This is a genomic window from Aquiflexum sp. (assembly GCF_041751335.1).
GTDB lineage: Bacteria > Bacteroidota > Bacteroidia > Cytophagales > Cyclobacteriaceae > Aquiflexum.
Window position 1 is genome coordinate 13,946 of the sequence record NZ_JBGSXS010000309.1, and the last position, 18,733, is coordinate 32,678.

Annotated in this window: 16 protein-coding genes and 1 pseudogene; 8 read left to right on the forward strand and 9 right to left on the reverse strand. The window is 38.1% G+C overall.

Going from position 1 to position 18,733, the window contains the following annotated elements:
• The 3 genes from ACEW8U_RS17485 to ACEW8U_RS17495 all read right to left on the reverse strand — a co-directional run bounded on the left by ACEW8U_RS17485 (position 1) and on the right by ACEW8U_RS17495 (position 4,446).
• Positions 1–2,754: a PVC-type heme-binding CxxCH protein gene (locus ACEW8U_RS17485; protein WP_373523347.1), complete on the reverse strand. Its 2,754-nt coding sequence runs from the start codon at positions 2,752–2,754 to the stop codon at positions 1–3.
• Positions 2,744–3,643 (reverse strand): sugar phosphate isomerase/epimerase family protein, encoded by a 900-nt coding sequence (locus ACEW8U_RS17490; RefSeq protein ID WP_373523348.1) that lies wholly within the window; start codon positions 3,641–3,643, stop codon positions 2,744–2,746. Before ACEW8U_RS17490 ends, ACEW8U_RS17485 begins: the two co-directional genes overlap by 11 nt.
• A 227-nt stretch (positions 3,644–3,870) precedes the next feature.
• Positions 3,871–4,446 carry an outer membrane beta-barrel protein gene (locus ACEW8U_RS17495; RefSeq protein ID WP_373523349.1) on the reverse strand — a complete coding sequence of 192 codons (576 nt, stop codon included), beginning with the start codon at positions 4,444–4,446 and terminating at the stop codon, positions 3,871–3,873.
• Positions 4,447–4,658: 212 nt separating this feature from the next.
• Between ACEW8U_RS17495 and msrB the strand changes: the two genes are divergently transcribed.
• The gene (gene msrB / locus ACEW8U_RS17500; protein WP_373523350.1) at positions 4,659–5,759 is read left to right on the forward strand and encodes a peptide-methionine (R)-S-oxide reductase MsrB; all 1,101 of its coding nucleotides are present in this window, start codon (positions 4,659–4,661) and stop codon (positions 5,757–5,759) included.
• A 220-nt stretch (positions 5,760–5,979) separates the two neighbouring features.
• Positions 5,980–6,390, forward strand: a complete 411-nt coding sequence (locus ACEW8U_RS17505) for a hypothetical protein (RefSeq protein WP_373523351.1) — start codon at positions 5,980–5,982, stop codon at positions 6,388–6,390.
• Between the two features lie 298 nt (positions 6,391–6,688).
• Here ACEW8U_RS17505 and ACEW8U_RS17510 read toward each other — a convergent pair whose 3' ends face one another.
• Complete coding sequence (locus ACEW8U_RS17510) at positions 6,689–7,111, reverse strand: Dabb family protein (protein ID WP_373523352.1); 423 nt, start codon at positions 7,109–7,111, stop codon at positions 6,689–6,691.
• 161 nt (positions 7,112–7,272) lie between these two features.
• Between ACEW8U_RS17510 and ACEW8U_RS17515 the strand changes: the two genes are divergently transcribed.
• On the forward strand, positions 7,273–9,723 hold the full coding sequence (locus ACEW8U_RS17515; protein WP_373523353.1) for a penicillin acylase family protein: 2,451 nt from the start codon (positions 7,273–7,275) through the stop codon (positions 9,721–9,723).
• 81 nt (positions 9,724–9,804) lie between these two features.
• On the opposite strand, the gene ACEW8U_RS17520 is transcribed toward ACEW8U_RS17515, so the two are convergent.
• From ACEW8U_RS17520 to ACEW8U_RS17530, 3 genes are all read right to left on the reverse strand, one after another.
• Positions 9,805–10,140 carry a rhodanese-like domain-containing protein gene (locus ACEW8U_RS17520; protein ID WP_373523354.1) on the reverse strand — a complete coding sequence of 112 codons (336 nt, stop codon included), beginning with the start codon at positions 10,138–10,140 and terminating at the stop codon, positions 9,805–9,807.
• A 100-nt stretch (positions 10,141–10,240) separates the two neighbouring features.
• Positions 10,241–10,468, reverse strand: a complete 228-nt coding sequence (locus ACEW8U_RS17525; RefSeq protein ID WP_373523355.1) for a hypothetical protein — start codon at positions 10,466–10,468, stop codon at positions 10,241–10,243.
• The gene (locus ACEW8U_RS17530; protein ID WP_373523356.1) at positions 10,452–11,408 is read right to left on the reverse strand and encodes a sterol desaturase family protein; all 957 of its coding nucleotides are present in this window, start codon (positions 11,406–11,408) and stop codon (positions 10,452–10,454) included. The genes ACEW8U_RS17525 and ACEW8U_RS17530 overlap by 17 nt, the downstream gene beginning before the upstream one ends.
• A gap of 483 nt (positions 11,409–11,891) precedes the next feature.
• Between ACEW8U_RS17530 and ACEW8U_RS17535 the strand changes: the two genes are divergently transcribed.
• A complete protein-coding gene (locus ACEW8U_RS17535; protein WP_373523357.1) occupies positions 11,892–12,695 on the forward strand; it encodes a universal stress protein in 804 nt (267 codons plus the stop codon).
• Between the two features lie 549 nt (positions 12,696–13,244).
• Here the strand turns inward: ACEW8U_RS17535 and ACEW8U_RS17540 are convergent.
• Together ACEW8U_RS17540 and ACEW8U_RS17545 are read right to left on the reverse strand one after the other, a co-directional pair.
• Complete coding sequence (locus tag ACEW8U_RS17540) at positions 13,245–14,081, reverse strand: lysophospholipase (protein WP_373523358.1); 837 nt, start codon at positions 14,079–14,081, stop codon at positions 13,245–13,247.
• Between the two features lie 210 nt (positions 14,082–14,291).
• Positions 14,292–15,131: a 1,4-dihydroxy-2-naphthoyl-CoA synthase gene (locus tag ACEW8U_RS17545; RefSeq protein WP_373523359.1), complete on the reverse strand. Its 840-nt coding sequence runs from the start codon at positions 15,129–15,131 to the stop codon at positions 14,292–14,294.
• An 84-nt stretch (positions 15,132–15,215) separates the two neighbouring features.
• Between ACEW8U_RS17545 and ACEW8U_RS17550 the strand changes: the two genes are divergently transcribed.
• The 4 genes and pseudogenes from ACEW8U_RS17550 to ACEW8U_RS17565 all read left to right on the forward strand — a co-directional run.
• Positions 15,216–16,292: an AMP-binding protein gene (locus ACEW8U_RS17550; protein ID WP_373523360.1), complete on the forward strand. Its 1,077-nt coding sequence runs from the start codon at positions 15,216–15,218 to the stop codon at positions 16,290–16,292.
• Entirely contained in the window at positions 16,289–16,711 is a 423-nt protein-coding gene (locus ACEW8U_RS17555; protein ID WP_373523361.1) for a DUF2141 domain-containing protein, read from the forward strand. Before ACEW8U_RS17550 ends, ACEW8U_RS17555 begins: the two co-directional genes overlap by 4 nt.
• A 30-nt stretch (positions 16,712–16,741) precedes the next feature.
• On the forward strand, positions 16,742–17,917 hold the full coding sequence (locus ACEW8U_RS17560; protein ID WP_373523362.1) for an ATP-grasp domain-containing protein: 1,176 nt from the start codon (positions 16,742–16,744) through the stop codon (positions 17,915–17,917).
• Positions 17,918–18,373: 456 nt separating this feature from the next.
• Positions 18,374–18,733, forward strand: a pseudogene (locus ACEW8U_RS17565) (hypothetical protein); the annotation flags it as partial.

Genomic DNA, 18,733 nt, shown 5'->3' on the forward strand with positions numbered 1-18,733 from the left:
TCAATCAAAGCTCCCCAAATAAGCCAATAAATCTCTTAGATCTTGATCAGTAAGCCTTTCCTCAAGCCCATCAGGCATCAAAGATTCCTTGATCATCCCATAATCTGCTATTTCTTCTTTTTGGACAGAAATAAAACCTTTTGCTTGGGTATAGAGCTTAATGTCATTGTTGCCCACATCAATCTGTCTCCCTTGCTCCAATGTCCCGTCATTTAGTTTGATATACCAACCCTGCCATTCGGGGCTCATTTCTGCAGATGGATACAATATTGAAGCAATCAGATTATTCCGGTCTTTGGATTTTCCGACATTGCTCAGGTCAGGACCAAGGTCTCCACCTCTTCCGTCCATGACATGGCAGGTCGAACAAAGTGCAGTATTGGAGAAAAACACCCTTCGGCCCCTTTCACTGTCCCCGTTTCCATCGAGTAGGCCATACCATGATTTCTCATCGGCAACATCCGGTCTATGGGACAATTCCTGATCTAACCCAAGTTGTAGCTGATGTTGAAATCCTTCTGAAGAACTCGATTTATTGAGATGCTTTTCAAATGCCTCCTTGACATCAGGTTGGCCAATTTTGGCTCTAAGAAATCTTGTTGCTTCGATCCTTAGGTTTTCTTCCTCACTTTCTAATAATGGGACTATTTGATTCCAATCATCCAAAGGCTGTCTTGAAAGACCTGCCAAGGCATCTGACCGGACAGTAGCTGAATTTGATGCTTCCAGCGCTAATTCTAACAATTTAGCAGAAACCTCTTTGTCGGGAACATTTTGTAATGTCCTGATTGTCTCCAATCTCAAGGCGTCAGGTACACCTTCTGCTAAGAATGAAATGAGCAATTTTTTATGTTCCTGAGGATTGTCCAGAAACCTTAAAGCATAAACCCGCATTTCGATTGGGTTCATATTATTCTGAACAATTTTAGAAACAAAATTTCCTGGAAGTTCTCTTTTCAATGCCTGTGACCTGGACTGAAGCTGGTTTTGGTATGTATTGACAAAATCAGGTTGTAGCAGTTTTACTGTTTCCAAATATGTTTCGAACAAGTCATTGGAAGGCGGACCTACAGTAAGTGCATTCCCAATCTCATTTTTCAAACTGACCATTTGGGAGGATCCAATCCAGATCAAAGCCATTTTTCTAATTTGGAGATCCGTGTCAGTTAAAAACCCTTTGGCAAGCATTTCCAGATCATTATCCCCTGATTTTCTAGCTGCGAGTAATGCGCCTAGCCTGATTTCGGAATCTTGGTCTTTTGCAAAATTTTTTATTTCCTCCTTTTTCTTGGATAAAACCATTATCCCCGCGTGCTTTTGGAAAGGGTCATCGGATTTCAAATTGGACCTCAATTCCTTTATTGTTGCAGTATCCAATGACTTCATCATTTTTTCCCAATTGTTTGGATCAGATGGCTCCCTCCTACTATTTCTAGGGAACACTTTATCATTGTCTTTTGAGGAGAGTTTCCAGATTTTCCCTCTGCCATGATTGGGATAATATCGGACCACCCAATCTGTAAAATAGATCTCACCCTTGCTGTTTACCGCGAAAGCCACCGGTCTAAAATCTTCCCCGCCTTCTACAATAACTTCTGTTTTTCCGGTCACAGAAAAACCATTTTCCTGCATATCGATACGTACTATGGTACTTTCTTCCCAAATGGTACAGAGCATTTGGTTTTGATAATCTTGAGGTAAATTAGTCAAACTTGCATTTAACAATCCAGATGGAGCCTCCCCTAATGGCACTGCCATGGGCAGCGTACCCGGTAGTTCACCGTTCCACGCCAGATAGGGATGAATGCCACTTCCGCCGAATAGTGTTTTATATCCGAAATCGGATTTATATACGGCATGAACAAGCCTGTTTGGTCCCCTACTGTCCGGGTCATTGTCGGCTACCAACAACCGGCCATCACTATCAAACTTAAGGTCGAATGGATTCCAGTAGCCTGTACTAAATTCTTCCACTTGAGACCCATCCCATTTGGCCCTTATGACATTGCCACCATCACCATATCCGGAAATCTGACTGCCGTCACTTCCTTCAAAAATCCAGTTTTCGCTTCCAGTATTACCTCTGCCTAAGTACATAAATCCATCGTCAGAAAATGTAATACTCAGCATGGCGGCGTGGGCATAGACGCTTTCAGGCTTTTTGAGTTCCATAAGCTTCTTTTTCTCTTCACAAACACCATCACCATCACGGTCATAAAATACCCAAACTTCGCGAGAGGTCACCAGATGCAAGTGGCCTTCATGGGAAAATGCCAAGTTCATCCCTTCCTTGATCCCTTCCGCAAAAACCGAGATTTTATCATAATTGCCATCATCATTGGTGTCTTCAAAAACCTTGATCAAATCCCCATCAAGCCCTTGATAATCCTTTGGAGGCAGATGTGTATGTGATTCCAATACATATAGCCTGTCTTTGTCGTCAATGGCTATTCCAATTGGGGTTACTATATCAGGCTCCTCCACTACCACAGAGAGGACCAATCTGTCATCCAAAAGACGTACACCCTCAGGTAAATCATTTTTGGGTGAATCATTTGGTTTACATGAAAAAAGTATGTGCATCGTCAGGAAAATAATAGATAATAAATTGATGAATTGTGGCTTGAGATTAAATGAATACATAGAATGGGTATCAGAAATGTGTTTTTTTTGTTTTGATCTTGATTTGTCCCAGATCATAATAATTCCAAAGCTTCCGGGGTTTATCCTGGAAGCTTTGGAATTAAATTTCATACTTTTTGAAGAGATCGTAGGCCCGGGTTAGGTCTTTCACCAGGGTGTCTTCATTTCTTGGCGGGGCCATCTCAATGAGGAGGTAACCTTCATAGCCATAATCAAACATTTTTTGGATAACAGCATCGTTTTGGGTTACCCCATCCCCATAGTTTACTACTTTATGGATTCCAAACCTTTCTGTGTCTTTAAGGTCAATATGCATGATTTTCGAATGGAATTTTTCCACCACATCCAAAAGTTTGACATTGGAACCATCAAAATGACTATTGTCCATGCACATCCCTACATGGGTAGAATCCACTTCATCAAAAATCCTATCATAGTCTTCCATGAATTCAAGATTGTTGTTGGCATGGTTCTCCACCATGACAAGGACATCCATCTCTTCCGCAGCAGGAGCAATTTCCTTAAGGCAGGAAATGACAGCATCCAAACCTCCGTCCTTTCCTCTTCCGCCACCGGTAAACTTAACCCTTCTGCATCCCAGTTCTTTGGCTGCTTGCATATTCCAAAGTTTATGCGTTACATCTTTGATGATGTTACCTTCGGCACCAAAGCCGGAACCCTGAACACAAATTGGCTTAAGATCTAGCTGTTGGCATCTTTCTTTGATACTGCGAATTCCAGAAGGGGTCAATGTTCTAGCATACCAGCAGTTGAATTCAACATTTTTGAAAGGGAGTTTAGGGAGAATTTCAAAAGCCTTTTCAAAATTGTGATCCCCGAAACCATCCATGGTAATGGTAGCTATTGCGAGTTCGACTTTTTTTGGATTTTTGAAATCGAGGTTATTTGAAGCTGTCAGCAAATCTGGGATAACACTTAATCCTGCAATTCCCAAACCTGTTTTTCTTAAAAATTCTCTTCTGTTTTCATTGTAAATCATAAGCCTTCAATTTTCACCAATTTTTAATTCAGCTCGTGTAACACCTTTTTCCTTTTTCATTAAGGTTAAAATAGGCAATCTTGAGTTCAAGTACAATTAGCGATGTAATAATCGAAGGAATACCATTTATTATTCTCCAAATGCCAACATTGAGATTGTTGTCAGATTTAAGAAAATAAAAAAACAAAAATTCTAATATCGTATTTCAGGTTTGAAAAAAACTAGAATCAAAACTTCAACGAAAGTCCTAACATCAACTGTTGGAATCTTAAATCTCCGGCACCCGTAAAGACATTGTCAATATCCACTCTCTGCCCATTCAGTACCCTTTCATAGCGGAGGTCTAGACCAAGGTTGCCCAGGTTCAACCCAACACCAAACTGATAACCTGCATTGTATTTTTCATAATCAAAATTCCTCAGGTCATCTTCTATATAATAATGGAGAGATGGTCCTGCAAAAACCGAAACAAAACTCAAGAGATTGATTCCTACCAGTAGCGGTGCATCCAATCTTTGCGTAGTTAACTTAACTTGATTGACTTGAGAGGTAAGATTGGTATAATTGACTTCAGGTCGGATAAAAATCGGTCCGGCATTGATTTTACCGAAAAGGCCTAGATGATAGCCTAAGTTTTCCCTTGGGTCTCCCCAAATGGCTTCGGCATCTTTGAAATATTGTCCATTGGAATTGTAATTGAGGCCACCTTTGATACCAAAACCGCCACCCGTCTGTGCATGGGCGGATTGGAAAAATGCTGTCATAGCCAACAATAGAATAAAGGATTTAAGTGCTGTTTTCATAATAGAGGGTTTTATAGTTGGTTTATTTATTTGCTTCATCAAACACATCAATCTAAATTGTTGTTAATTAACGTAAGTCATGTTGAAATTGTATACACCAAATAATCGATTATATTATTTTCAACTGTATCCTTTAACAGGATTTAACAGAAATTCGAGAACTAAAATCATGCCTAATTAATTTACATAGAATCAAACAGGTAAAAAATACGATGAAAAACGCCCGAAATTTAATATTACTGGTACTAGTTCAGGCTTTTAGTATCACCATTGTGGGATGTTCCCAAGCAGAAAACGGCAAAGATAAAATACAAACCTCCACCGAAGAAGAGCAATATTCAGGTCCAAGTCAATTGGCAACTTTTGCGGGAGGATGTTTTTGGTGCATTGAGGCACCTTTTGAAGGTATCCCGGGAATTGTTTCAGTAATTTCGGGATATTCCGGTGGCAAGGAAAAAAACCCTTCCTACAATGAAGTGGCAGGTGGAAAGACAAGTCACCGCGAATCCGTTCAGGTCAAATTCAATCCTGATATCATCAGCTATAGTGAGCTCTTGGATATTTTCTGGCAGCAATTTGATCCCACAGATGAAGGAGGTTCCTTTTATGACCGGGGATTTCAATATACTTCCGCAGTGTTTTTCCATGACAAGCTACAGAAAGAAACAGCCGAGGCATCCATTAAAAAACTGGATAAATCAGGAGTATTTGAAAAATCAATTGTAACTCCTGTTATTAAATTCAGCAACTTTTATCCAGCTGAAGATTATCATCAGGATTATTACAAAAAGAGTCCAACTGAGTATTATGCCTACAGAAAAGGGTCTGGAAGAGATGCATTTATCGCCAAACATTGGGCTGTAAATCTTGAAAACCAATACAAAAAACCTTCTGATGCAGAGATTAAAAAGAAGCTGACCAAATTACAGTATGAGGTCACCATGCATGAGGCTACTGAAAGGGCATTTTCAAATGAGTACAATGGAAATAAAGAAAAAGGGATTTATGTATGCGTAATTTCTGGAGCACCCCTATTTAGTTCAACGGACAAATATGAATCTTATTCGGGCTGGCCAAGTTTCACAAAGCCTATTGATGCCAGGTTGATTGAAAAACCTGTAGACAGATCCATGGGTATGATGCGTGTTGAAGTAAGAAGCAAATTGGGTGGTTCCCACCTCGGACATGTTTTCAACGATGGACCCAATCCAACCAACCTCCGGTATTGCATGAATTCAGCAGCGATGAAGTTTATACCCAAAACAGATATGGAAACAGAGGGTTATGGAAAATGGGTGTGGATAGTGGATTAATCTCCTGAAGGTGAGATTTATTCGCTCACCTTCTACTTTTATTCTTTCCTTATAATTCATGCTCTCAAAAGAGATATCAATCTGGATTACAATACATTTTTACCAAACATCCATATAGAATGTTATTGTTTTATTCATACAATTATGTCAAATTTAATGCATCATTGTACATATCTTTAATTTTTGAACTTTCACTGTAAAATTTTCTAAAACACTAATTATGAACAAATACGTTAAGTTCGCCATTTTAGCCATTGTAATTATCTTAGCCGGGGTAGTTTATTGGAGGTATTTTTTTGTATTCAGCGAAGGGATCAAAGGTGGCAATCTGAATTACTTTGAGAAAAAAGGATACGTCTTCAAAACTTGGGAAGGAAGAGTGGTTCAAGAAGGATTCCAAAGTCCAACTGCGGGAGCATTGCAATCCAATGAATTCAGGTTCAGTGCTAAAGGTGATGATGTTGCCAGTAAACTTGAAAGGGCTGGGGGAAAATTCGTGGAATTACGGTATAAGGAATACCTAAATCCGCTTCCATGGAGAGGTGCCAGCGAATTTGTTGTATTCGAAGTAATAGATATCCGGGATACAGGAGGCCGATCAAATAGTCAGCTACCTGTTAATGAAGATTAAAAATTAGGATACAGTATCATAAGTTGCCCCGTTCTAAATCCAAACAAAGTTTTAAACTTTTCTGATACTCCTAAGTAGAATCATTTTATAGAACGCTCCCTCCTGCCTTAAGCATTCAGGCAATGATAACGCTGATTTTGCAGATACCCCCTGATAAAAAAATCAGTGAAAATCAGCTCAATCAGCGTTATCATCGTTCCCTGAAAACTTTAATTAAATGCCAGAGACAAAGAAGGTGAAATTGAAAATCGAACATTTTTTGATTATAAAATAATAATCAGGCATTTTAGAAGAGCTCCTAATTTTTTGCCCAATAATCTACCACCAATACCTTGTCAAGATGAGGCCCAAGCAATGCTCCAAAAGCCTTGTGATCGGGATGGGGTAAATAAACTGCACGATCTTCTTCTGATGCAAAGGTCAGAAAAAAGCAATGTGTAAATCCCTGATCCAAACCTTCCGGGCTATTGTTGATCCCCCACTCTATTGACTGAATTTCATTGATTTTTGAAGGTAAGGCCATGAAGGCTTCTTCTACTTTTTTAATATCTTCTTCACTGGCCTCATCCTTGAATTTGAACAATACCACATGTCTTAATGCTTTATCCATCTTGATGACTTTCTTTTCAATTATTACTTCTTTTTCTTTTTCCTCTTTTTGAGGGCTTTGACATGCCGTGATAAAAAGGACTGACAATACTAGGAACGATATCTTTTTCATAGTTCTGGGTTTTGGTTTGATGAAGCAATTTCAAAAAATAAATTCATCTGAATTTACCGTTTGTCTAAAATATGTTCAAGAATCTTCATTTTTTCCTAAAATTTAAAAGTCAACTTCAAAAAATCACCCCATTCACCAAATAACTGATTTCAAGAAAACTTATGATAAACCGCTTACTGCTCCATGCTATAAAAAGAAGGAAATTTCAATTTTACATTTCAATCTTTATAGTTTTTAATCCATTTATTGCCTGTACCAATATAAACCAAACCCCGGTTATTGATGGCCTTCAAGAGGAGGTCGAAGTAATCCGTGACGAAAATGGCATCAATCATATCTATGCCAAAAATGAACATGACCTTTTTTTCAGTCAGGGCTATCTGGCTGCGAAAGATCGGTTGTTTCAATTTGAGGTTTGGAGAAGGCAGGCAACAGGAACTTTGTCGGAAATACTTGGAGAGCGAGAACTGGAAAGGGATAAAGGGGTACGTCTATTCAAATTCAGGGGTGAAAAATCGGTTGAACTCAACCATTACCATCCCCGTGGTGAAATCATTGTTGATGCCTTTGTTGATGGCATCAATACCTATATCAAAGAAGTTATCGATAATCCTGAATTATTGCCCATTGAATTTAGGCTCCTGGATATTCTTCCTGACTATTGGACATGGGAAGTAGTGATCTCAAGGCATCAGGGTCTTTTGGAAAATGTCAAAGATGAATTGACCTATAGCCGCGTAATTAGTCTTATTGGTACTGAAAAGGCAAATGAAATCTACAATTTCCATCCGCATACACCTAATTTGGATATAGCCTCCTCCATCCCAAAAGAATTGTTGTTCAAGGATATTTTGGCTCCCTATAATGCTTTTCGAAAAGGAGTAACTTTTCTTCCCGAAGATATCTATGAAGACAATAGAAATGAATCCCCTTCATTTTTAGCTGAATTGAGTGAAGTTGAAACAGAGATTGAGGAAACTTTGGAATTTGAAAAGTTTTCAATTGGCAGCAACAATTGGGTGGTAAGCGGTAAACTTACCGAAAGCGGGTTTCCAATTATGGCCAATGACCCCCATAGACTACATGCAGTACCTTCATTGCGGTATTGGGTGCACTTACATGCACCGGGATGGGATGTAGTCGGAGGAGGTGAACCAGAAATCCCGGGAATTTCCATAGGCCATAACCAATACGGGACTTGGGGACTGACAATTTTTGAAACTGATAATGAGGACATGCGGATATATGATACCCATCCTGAAAATCCTTTTCAATATTTTCACAAAGGGAAATGGCTGGACATGAAAGTTATAAATGATACCATAAAAGTCAAAAATCTTCCTGATCAAACTGCAACCTACTATTATACTGTACATGGCCCTGTTACTTTTATTGATAGTACACTTCACAAAGCCGTGGCGGTCCAATGTGCCTGGCTAGAACCTGGAGGTGCCCCTTATTTGGCTAGCTTGAGAATGGACCAATCCAAAACTTGGGAGGAATTCAAAGAGGCTTGTACCTACAATCATATACCTGCAGAAAACATGGTTTGGGCTGATAGGGAAGGAAATATCGGATGGCAGGCTACCGGAATTGCACCGATTAGAAACGGTTTTTCAGGCTTGGTCCCTACTTTGGGAGATGGCAGTATGGAATGGGACGGCTATCTTCCCATAGACCAAAGGCCAAATGATCTCAATCCTGAAGTCGGATTTATTGCAACATCAAATGAAAATGTAACTCCACCCGATTATAAAAAAACCAATGCTTTAGGATACGAATGGGCGGATGCATTCAGAGGAGATCGGGTTCGGGAAGTTTTGAGTAAAGGCAAAGATTTCACATTGGAACAAATGGGTGCACTTCAGAATGACAACCTGGCCCTACCTGCAACAAAACTAGTTCCTTACTTATTAGAAATTAGTTTTGCCTCGGGCAATACCAATTCAGCCCAGGCTTTGCTAAAAGATTGGGATTATATATTGGACAAAAATTCGGTAGCAGCTGGAATATATGTGATGTGGGAAAGAAAAATAAGATCAGAAATCAAAAATATTATGGTTCCTAAAGAGGCTCTTCCTTGGGTAGGTTCAATCCAATTGACCAAGATTTTGTCATGGATGGAAGATCCTGCCAAAGTATTCAATAATAATCCAATCCAGGAAAGGGAAAAATTCCTAAAGCATTGTTTTGAATTGGCATTAACTGAACTTGAAAAGAAACTTGGCCCCGATCAATCAAAATGGCATTATGGCCAAGTAGACTACAAACACGCATTGATAAGGCATCCTCTTAGTTTAGCTTTATCAGAAGAGTGGAGAAATAAATTAGATCTGGGACCCGTACCACGTGGTGGATATAGCTTTACCCCTTCTGCCAATGCCTATGGTGACAATAATACTGCTGGTGCTTCTTTCAGAATAATTGTGGATACAAAGGATTGGGAAAGTACATTGGGTATCAATACCCCTGGACAATCTGGAAATCCCGAAAGTCCTTTTTACAAAAACTTGTTTTCAAAGTGGGCAAATGATGAGTATTTTATAGTTTCATACAAATACGATAATATCAAAAGGAACTTGGCTGAAAGAACGGTACTAAAGCCAAAATGACCAATTAGAAAAATCGGAAATTAATTCATAAAAAAGTCCATCAGAGGAATTCTTCGGATGGACTTTTATTATTCAACCCAATTATACCACATCATACGGCCAACTCATGATTCCACCGGCCATATTATAGGGATGTTCAAAACCCATATCACTCATTATTTCACAGGCTTGACCGCTTCTGTTGCCACTTCTGCAATAGATATAATATTTTTTATCTTTTGGCAAATTTTGAATTTGAGCCTTAAAATTAGAACTCATGATATCAATATTTCTTGCTCCTTTTAATTTTCCTGATTGGAACTCCCCTGCTGACCTGACATCAAGAATGACTGCATCTTTTGCATTCATACCCTTATTGAATTCTTCACAATAAAGGTCTGTATATTTTTTTGGTTTGCTTCTAAAGAAATTAAACATGGTGTGATTTGCTTTTATCGAATACAAATTTAACCCCAATTCAAGGGGTACTTCGTAACCAAAATCACATAGAAAAATATTTCTCTCATCGTTAAGTCAATCAAGAGAATAACCTATCCTTGATTTTTAGAAATAATAACCTGATCATTAAAACCCATGGAATACCATGGAAAATAAAATCTAACCAATCCAGCCATTCCATTCCTTTGGCGCCATCTGCTATCCATTTGATTTTACCCCAAATATGCGGTTCCGGTACAAAAGGAGCAAGTCCCAAAGTAAGACACATAATGACCACATATATCCAATTATTAATTAACTCTTTCATGGAATTTCTCATTAGGTGAATCTGTCAATTTTGAAAGTTGATGCAATTTTGGCTTAGCCTTTTTATTTTTTGCGAAGGGATAAGAAATCTGAGTCCAAAAAGTCTTGGGAAAATCCTCCATTCCCTCAAAGCCCAAAGGTTCATCCTTCCCGTCATGGGGAATATAATCTGTGTTGAAGATATAATCCCAAAGGCTTAGCGTAATACCATAATTCACACCATACCTTTTATCTTTTGGGAGCGTCTTGGCATGATGCCAAAGGTGCATCACAGGGTTATTGAGGATATATTTTAGTGGGCCATAAGTGATTTTCAGATTCGCATGGTTGAGATGACCAATGGCTGTAGTGAAAATATGCATGATAAAGAAATCCGCCAATCCAAAACCGATCATCGCCAAAGGAATATATTGTACGGTTTTATAGATGATGGTTTCCATCCAATGAAATCTCAAATGGGCTGCAAATCCCATCTGCTCAACAGAATGGTGTACTTTGTGAAATTCCCATAACACAGGTACTCTATGCAACATCCTGTGAACATTCCATTGTATAAAGTCTGCAACAACAAACATCAACATAAACTGAGTCCATCTTGGCCAGGAATCAATTTGTATAGCGATCGTGTTTGATATCCCGAAGAATCCCAATAAATCATTAAATGCCACCACGGCTACATTTGATATGGCATTGTAGGCAATAAGTGAAAATAAAAAATAATTGAAGAACATATAAAAACCATCCAACCAGAAGTCCTTTCTGAATATGGCCTGTTTTTCTCTCCAAGGAAGAAAAATTTCCAATAACCAAACGCCTACTGAAAGCCCAAGCAACCACCAAAAGTAATTATGCCAAGAAGGATAAAACATCTCACTGACAAGGTAGTTCCAGTAGCCATAGTAGGAATCCCCTATGATTTTGATATATTTTTCTAAATCCATCGCCTTAATTTATCAAATTAAAAGAAAAAGGCAATCCACACGGATGCCTTTTTCTGTACTCCCATAAACCACAACTAATTATCATTTGTTATATTCTACTTTCAATTCAGCAGGTTTAATCAATCGCTCAAATTGAATCCATAAGCAAGCGTTAAAACTCCAAGGGTAAATAGACTTAGAAATAGTTCTATCATGAAGAGCTTTTTATTCTTGAATCCAAAATTACTCAAACAAAACATCCGAAAATGTGACGGATGTTACATTACGGGATGATGTTTATCTTTAAACCGTGAAAAATTATCAGACTAAAAGGAACAAAAGTCTAATGGTAACCTGATTTAAATCAGGAAATAGATTCAATTTTTCTTGTAGCTTAGTATTGCTGAAAAGATGATCAGTATCGAAATTTTAAGATATAAAAGACAAAATTTAGAACCCAATATGTAATTTGAAAAGAGTTTAAAAACCTAAAATACCATTGACATGAAAATCCTCGTTCCCACCGATTTCTCTGAAAACGCCAACAACGCATTGGAGTTTGCCAAAAAATTAGCCAAAAATAAAAATGCCTCGATCACTTTATTCTATGCATTTTATGCAGTGTATGATTTTGCATCCCAAGCTACCGAAATCATTGGCCAAATAGAACTGGATGCGAAAAGAGAATTGAAAAAAGCTGCCAACAAAGGAAGGGAAGAGGGACTTAAATTTGATTTTAAGATCATTCAGGGAACAGTTGCTACAGCAGTTACATCAATTGCCCTCAGGGAGGAATATGATCTGATTGTAATGGGAACCCAAGGGGCAAGTGGTATCAAAAAAGCATTGATGGGTTCCAATACAGGACATGTCATCAAAGAATCCAAAGTTCCGGTCCTCGCTATACCATCAGAATCAGATTGGGGTAAAGAAAATAAAATCTCAGTTGCACTTGAACTGGAAAATGAAGATGAGAAGTATTTTAAAAAGATGTTTGCTATAACCCGGGATTTAAAATTGCCTTATGAATTTTTTCATATAAAAACAGAAGAGAACTTCGAAAAAGAAATAGAATTCAAAGGATTAGAAGTTTTCCTGAAAGAGAAATACCCTGACCAGAACATCAGCTTTACGGTCCTTGATTCGAAAGAAGTCAATAAAGGGATTGAGCAGTACCTAAATCAAAATTCAGGTGCGATGTTGGTCATGTTTTCTAAAAACAAATCTTTTTTTGAGTATCTTTTCAACAAAAGCACAAGTCTGGAAATGGCCTATCATACGCATGTGCCGCTTTTGGTAGTCAAGTGAGGGGGATGATTTTAGATTTTAGAAGGTAGAATTTAGATTTTGGATTTTAGAAGTCAATAAACTTAAAAGTATTAAGTGACGCTTATACTTTAAAATCCTTTGGGTTTTTGCGGTTCGGTCTGAAACTCACCACCTCAATATGGTCTTCTTTTATACGGTAATAAATACTCGTTTGCTTACTGAAAACTCACTTACTTAAACCACTCTGCCTGTTAGATGCACGGTACATTTGGGGCGATTCCGAAATTTGGTCTAATGTCTTTTCGATACTATCAAAGATTTCCTTTGTCTTCTTCTGCCCAAAATTTCTAACAATATATTCTAACAGTTCTATTTCCTCATGCCTGGCACGAAGAGAATATCGGACTTCCAAATCCTCCTAAAAATTGAATCGATTTTTGATTTCCTCACGAACTGATTCCCGGGAAAGGTACTGTCCTATATCCAACTGTTTTAGTTGCGATTCCTACCCTAAAGAGGAACAATCTATTTATCATTTAATCGTCTCAAAAAGCAGAAAACAAAACGCTTCTATTGCTTGATTGAAAACTAAATCCTCTCCAAAATCCACTTCAAAATTTCTTCCATTATCTCCTCTTTTTCATATTCATTTATCAGTTCATGATAAAGATCGGGATATCGGCGGAAGGTGGCATCTTTGGATGTAATATTCTTTAAAAATTCCTCCGTTCCTTTTGGGTTGGTCAGTTGGTCTCCGGTGCCATGAAGCAATAATACAGGATATTGAAATTGACCTGACTTTGATTGAATTTCCCTGATCATTTTCAATAATTGGTAACCTGTCCTAGCAGGTATACTCTCTTGGTAATTCAAGGGGTCTTCCTTGTATTTTTTTACTTCTGCCGGATCATGGGAAATCATTTCACTTTCAATCTTTAAAACTTTCATATTGGGGACAAGAGTACTTAAAATAGAAGCACCCGCTATCAATAATTTTGACACATTTACATCAGGTTTCAAAGCAGGAGCACTCAAAATTATTCCCTTTGCTTGAGGTTGATAATTGAGCGCGTAAGCTGCTACCATTCCCCCGCCCATACTGTGTCCAAAAATAAATGCAGGAGCTTCTGGGACATAATTTTTTACTTTGCCAAACAGGGCATCGATATCCTTGAGATAGTCTTTATAATCCGAAACGTAGGCAGTTGGTTTGGGCAATGAAGATTTGCCATGACCTCTTCCATCAAAAGTGAAAACAGCAATATTCCTATCTACCAATTTCTTGGCAAAGTGTGCATATCGACTACTGTGCTCGCCCAATCCGTGGACTAACAATATTGAAGCATCGGTTTTCTCAGGCATCCAAGCCTGTAAGTAAAGCTTGATACCATCGTGGCTAGTGTAGGAAGTTTCTAGGTGTTTCATGGGTTTGAAATTAGGGGGAATATTTGATTGATGCTTTTTTATTCCATTGTTAAAATAGGTTTTTATGGAAGTCCGAAGTTGAGCTTGTAAAAACCTTAGACGTTTTTTAATAAAACCAAACCAATAAATGTAAAGTTAGGTCAGGACCTGGCTATTTTTGATATAAACATTTTGATGTTGAATGGGATATTCAAATCAACTTGAATCAAATTATGGCATCCACTTGATATCCTTGAAGTTAGGCTTCCTCTTCTCAAGGAAAGCATTCCTACCTTCTTTGGCCTCCTCGGTCATGTATGCCAATCGCGTAGCTTCGCCTGCAAACACCTGTTGCCCTACCATTCCGTCATCTGTCAGGTTCATGGCAAATTTCAACATTTTGATGGAAGTTGGGGATTTTTCCAAAATTTCCTGTGCCCATTGATAGGCAGTATCTTCAAGTTCAGCGTGTGGAATCACTGCATTTACCATACCCATATCGGCTGCTTCCTGTGCGGAATAATTCCTACCCAAAAAGAAAATCTCCCGCGCCTTTTTCTGTCCAACCATCTTTGCCAAATAAGCTGACCCATATCCCCCATCAAAGCTGGTAACATCTGCATCAGTCTGTTTAAATATCGCATGCTCTTTACTTGCCAACGTCAAGTCACAGACTACATGAAGACTATGTCCTCCTCCTACCGCCCAACCTGGAACCACTGCGATGACTACTTTTGGCATAAAGCGTATCAATCTTTGGACTTCAAGGATATTCAACCGGTGCATCCCGTCTTCACCAACATATCCTTGATGCCCCCTCGCTTTTTGGTCTCCTCCCGAGCAAAAAGAATAAACACCGTCTTTTGGAGATGGCCCTTCAGCAGATAGCAAAACCACACCAATCGAGGTATCCTCCTGCGCATCATAAAAAGCATCATACAATTCGCTCGTGGTTCGCGGTCGGAAGGCATTGCGTACCTCAGGCCGATTGAAAGCTATCCTTGCAACACCATCACATTTTTTATAGGTTATATCCTGATATTCTTTGGCTGTTATCCAGTTTATCGTCATGATAATATTTTGTTTAAATTTTAACCGCAAGATAACAGGCTTATGGGAAATTTGTTGAATATTGGAGTAAGGTCTTGAAAAGCCATGGGAAAAATCATTCTAGAAAATAAGGAGTACACTTTTGACCAAATCAAAAACGGACAATGGAATGAAGATGATTCCTATCTGCATCAGGCATTTTTATTTTGCAAACAATGGCTAAACGGAGTAGAAGAATTTGAATTAAAAACTTCAGGGTCCACTGGGAAGCCTAAAAAAATCTTTGTCAACCGCCTGCAAATGGAGATTTCTGCTGAAGCAACCAAAGCTTATTTGAAAATTGACTCCGAGTCAACATTGCTTTGTTGCCTAAACACCGATATGATTGCAGGTAAAATGATGTTTGTCCGGGCCATGGAATGGAATGCTAATTTGGTTTTTGTAAAACCCAAAGAGAATCCATTAGAGGAGCTTTGGATTGAATCTCGCATTGATTTTGCCGCCATGGTACCGTTACAAGTGCAGGCATGCTTGTCAGATGAAGTAACTATCAAGAAATTAAAAAATATAGGCTTATTGATTATTGGCGGTGCGCCAAGTTCAACCTCATTGAAAGATAAAATCGTTGAAGAACATATCAATGCTTACCAAACTTTTGGAATGACCGAAACAGTATCCCATATTGCCCTTGCTCCTATCACAAAAGATGAATTGGTATTTGAGACCCTTAGGGGTGTCAGCATTGGCACTGATGAGGATGGACGTCTATGGATCTCAGCAGCTATGGCTTCTGAGGAAAAACTCCAAACAAATGATATTGTTGTTTTGTTGAATAAGAGTCAATTCAAATGGGTTGGCAGGTCTGACTTTACCATTAATTCAGGGGGAATAAAAATTCAACCTGAGATATTGGAACCACAATTGTCACCCTTTATTTTAAATCATTTCGGAGAAATATCATTTTTCGTTTTTGGGAAAAAAGATGAAAAACTTGGTCAAAGGTTGTTGCTTATCCTTGAAGGTGAATTAATTGAAGCATCCAAAATAAAATCCTTTCGAAATGACCTAAGAGCAAATCTTATAAATTATCTTGTACCCAAAGAGGTTTTTGTATTCGACAAATTTGTAAGAACTGAGTCCGGAAAAATAAATCGATTAGAAACCATAAAATTATTATTATGAAATTACTTTTTATACTTTCTTTACTTGTGGGAACTATGGTTTTTGACCAAAATTCAAATTCTCTGACACTGACAGTGACCAACGTGAAAAATGAACAAGGCGTAGTCAGGGTTTTGCTTTTTAAAGGTGATTCCGGCTTTCCTGACGATCCTGACAAAGCATTCAAAAGTGCATCTGTTAAAATTTCAGGAAATAAGGCCATTACTGTTTTTGATAATATCCCGGAAGGTACTTATGCCCTTTCTGTATTTCATGACAGTCAGAATACGGGGAAGTTGAGAACCAACGCTTTTGGTATTCCAAGAGATGGCTATGGGTTTTCAAATGATGCGATGGGAACTTTTGGACCACCATCATTTGCCAAAGCAGCATTTAAAGTTACCGCAGGTAAAAATAATATGAACATCAATCTAAGATGATTCTATCTTCGCGATTGAAAAACACTGTTTATGATTCTTTTGGATTACCCCTACACATCAGACTTTCTGATAGACACCGTCGTTAAAAATCAATTCCCAGTTGTTGCTACTAAAGAAGCCAAAAAAATCCTTCATGGAAGAAATGCCAATTTGATCAGTGATGAAGATGCCATAGCCTGGTTCAAGTCAAATCCAATGAGCCCCGTTTATACCAATTCGGAAAACAGCATTGCATGGATACAGCAAAACCTGAAAGGGACAACTCTTCCCGAAAAGATCGAGATCTTTAAAAACAAATTCAAATTTAGAAAGCTGATTCAAGAAGCCTACCCTGATTATTTTTTCAGATCAGCGACTTTGTCAGAATTGGTAAATTTAGATATCACTGGGTTCAAATTTCCTTTTATAATCAAGCCTGCTGTTGGGTTTTTCAGTATTGCTGTGCACAAAGTGGATAGGCCTGAAGATTGGCCGTCCATTGTCAGCAAAATCGAGAAGCAGATTGAAAAAACTAAATCCCTTTATCCCAAAGAAGTGGTAAGCAACACGGATTTTATCATTGAAGAATATATCCGTGGGGAGGAATATGCATTTGACTGTTACTTTAATGAAAATGGAGAACCGGTAATTTTAAATGTACTTCATCATGTCTTTACTTCGGAGTATGACGTCAGCGACAGGGTATACTCAAGTTCGAAGGAGGTTATTGACAGACTTTACCAACCCATCATGGATTTTCTCCTTATGATCGGTTCAAGGATCGATCTTAGAAATTTTCCGTTGCATATTGAATTCCGGGAAAGTGAACCCGGAAAAATCAATCCTATAGAAGTAAACCCCATGCGATTTGGTGGATGGTGTACTACAGCTGACCTGACTTGGTTTTCCTATGGCATCAATTCCTATGAATATTTTTTCAATTCAAAAAGGCCTGATTGGGAGAAAGTATTTGAAAAAAGAGAAGACAAAAAGTACAGTTTAATTCTTCTGGATAATCAAACTGATGTGGCCCAAGAAGATATTGAATGTTTTGATTTTGAAGCCATTGCAAAGGATTTTGAGAACCCATTACATGTCAGAAAAGTGAATATGGAAAAATTTGGTGTATTCGGTTTCCTCTTTACAGAAACCAGTAAAGGAAATGAACGTGAACTGGAAGAAATCCTTCATTCCGATCTGAAGAAGTATATGGTGCTGAAAGGGTGAGTGCGTCAGTTTGCAGTGGTCAATATAAAGCAACTGACCTTTATTGACCCTCAATCCTTCATTGAAGTGGATTTTCTCAATTAACCCATCCACCCTTGCAGGGATTGGAATATCAGCCTTTCCGTACACCTTTCCCACAAAATCTATATAAATTGGAATGGTCTCTTATGCAACTTCTACAGCTTTGAGATTTTGAACAATGATGACAGTTTCTGTTTTCCTTTCACATCCAAAAAAACAAGAGGATGAAAAAATAAAATATCCTTCAAAGGTATTATTTTCAAACCTGGTTAAATAAAATAAAGAAGTTAAAAATAAAAATAATAATTCTTAACAAACTAGATATCAGTAATATAGAATGGGTTGTCTCCTACAAATCAACCTACTATTGAACTATTAATAAAAAAAGCTACTTTTAATCGTTATTGCATTCCATTATTCAAATCATTTAAATACATGCATCTAAAAACTGAAGACCTAACCCGATTAGAAATTGAATATGATTCAGGAGTAATTCCACCTCCTTACAGTCATATTTTCAAATTGAAAATTGGGTTCGGTAAGAATTTTTTGGAAAGTCAGTTGGACATGTTATTTACGGAAAGAGAGGAAATTTCTGAGGAAGAAATTCTCAATGAGGGTTTTACTTTGGAAGATGACTTTCATTTTCAGGGTGAAATTCACAAAGTTTGGGAAAAGCCTTTAAAAGAGCTTTACTCCAAGACAAAATGGTCGAATAAAAAACTCGATGAAGAAGGCGGTATCAAAGTATTGGCCAAAGATCTTCATGGACAGTTTAGCCGGACTGTCCCCATC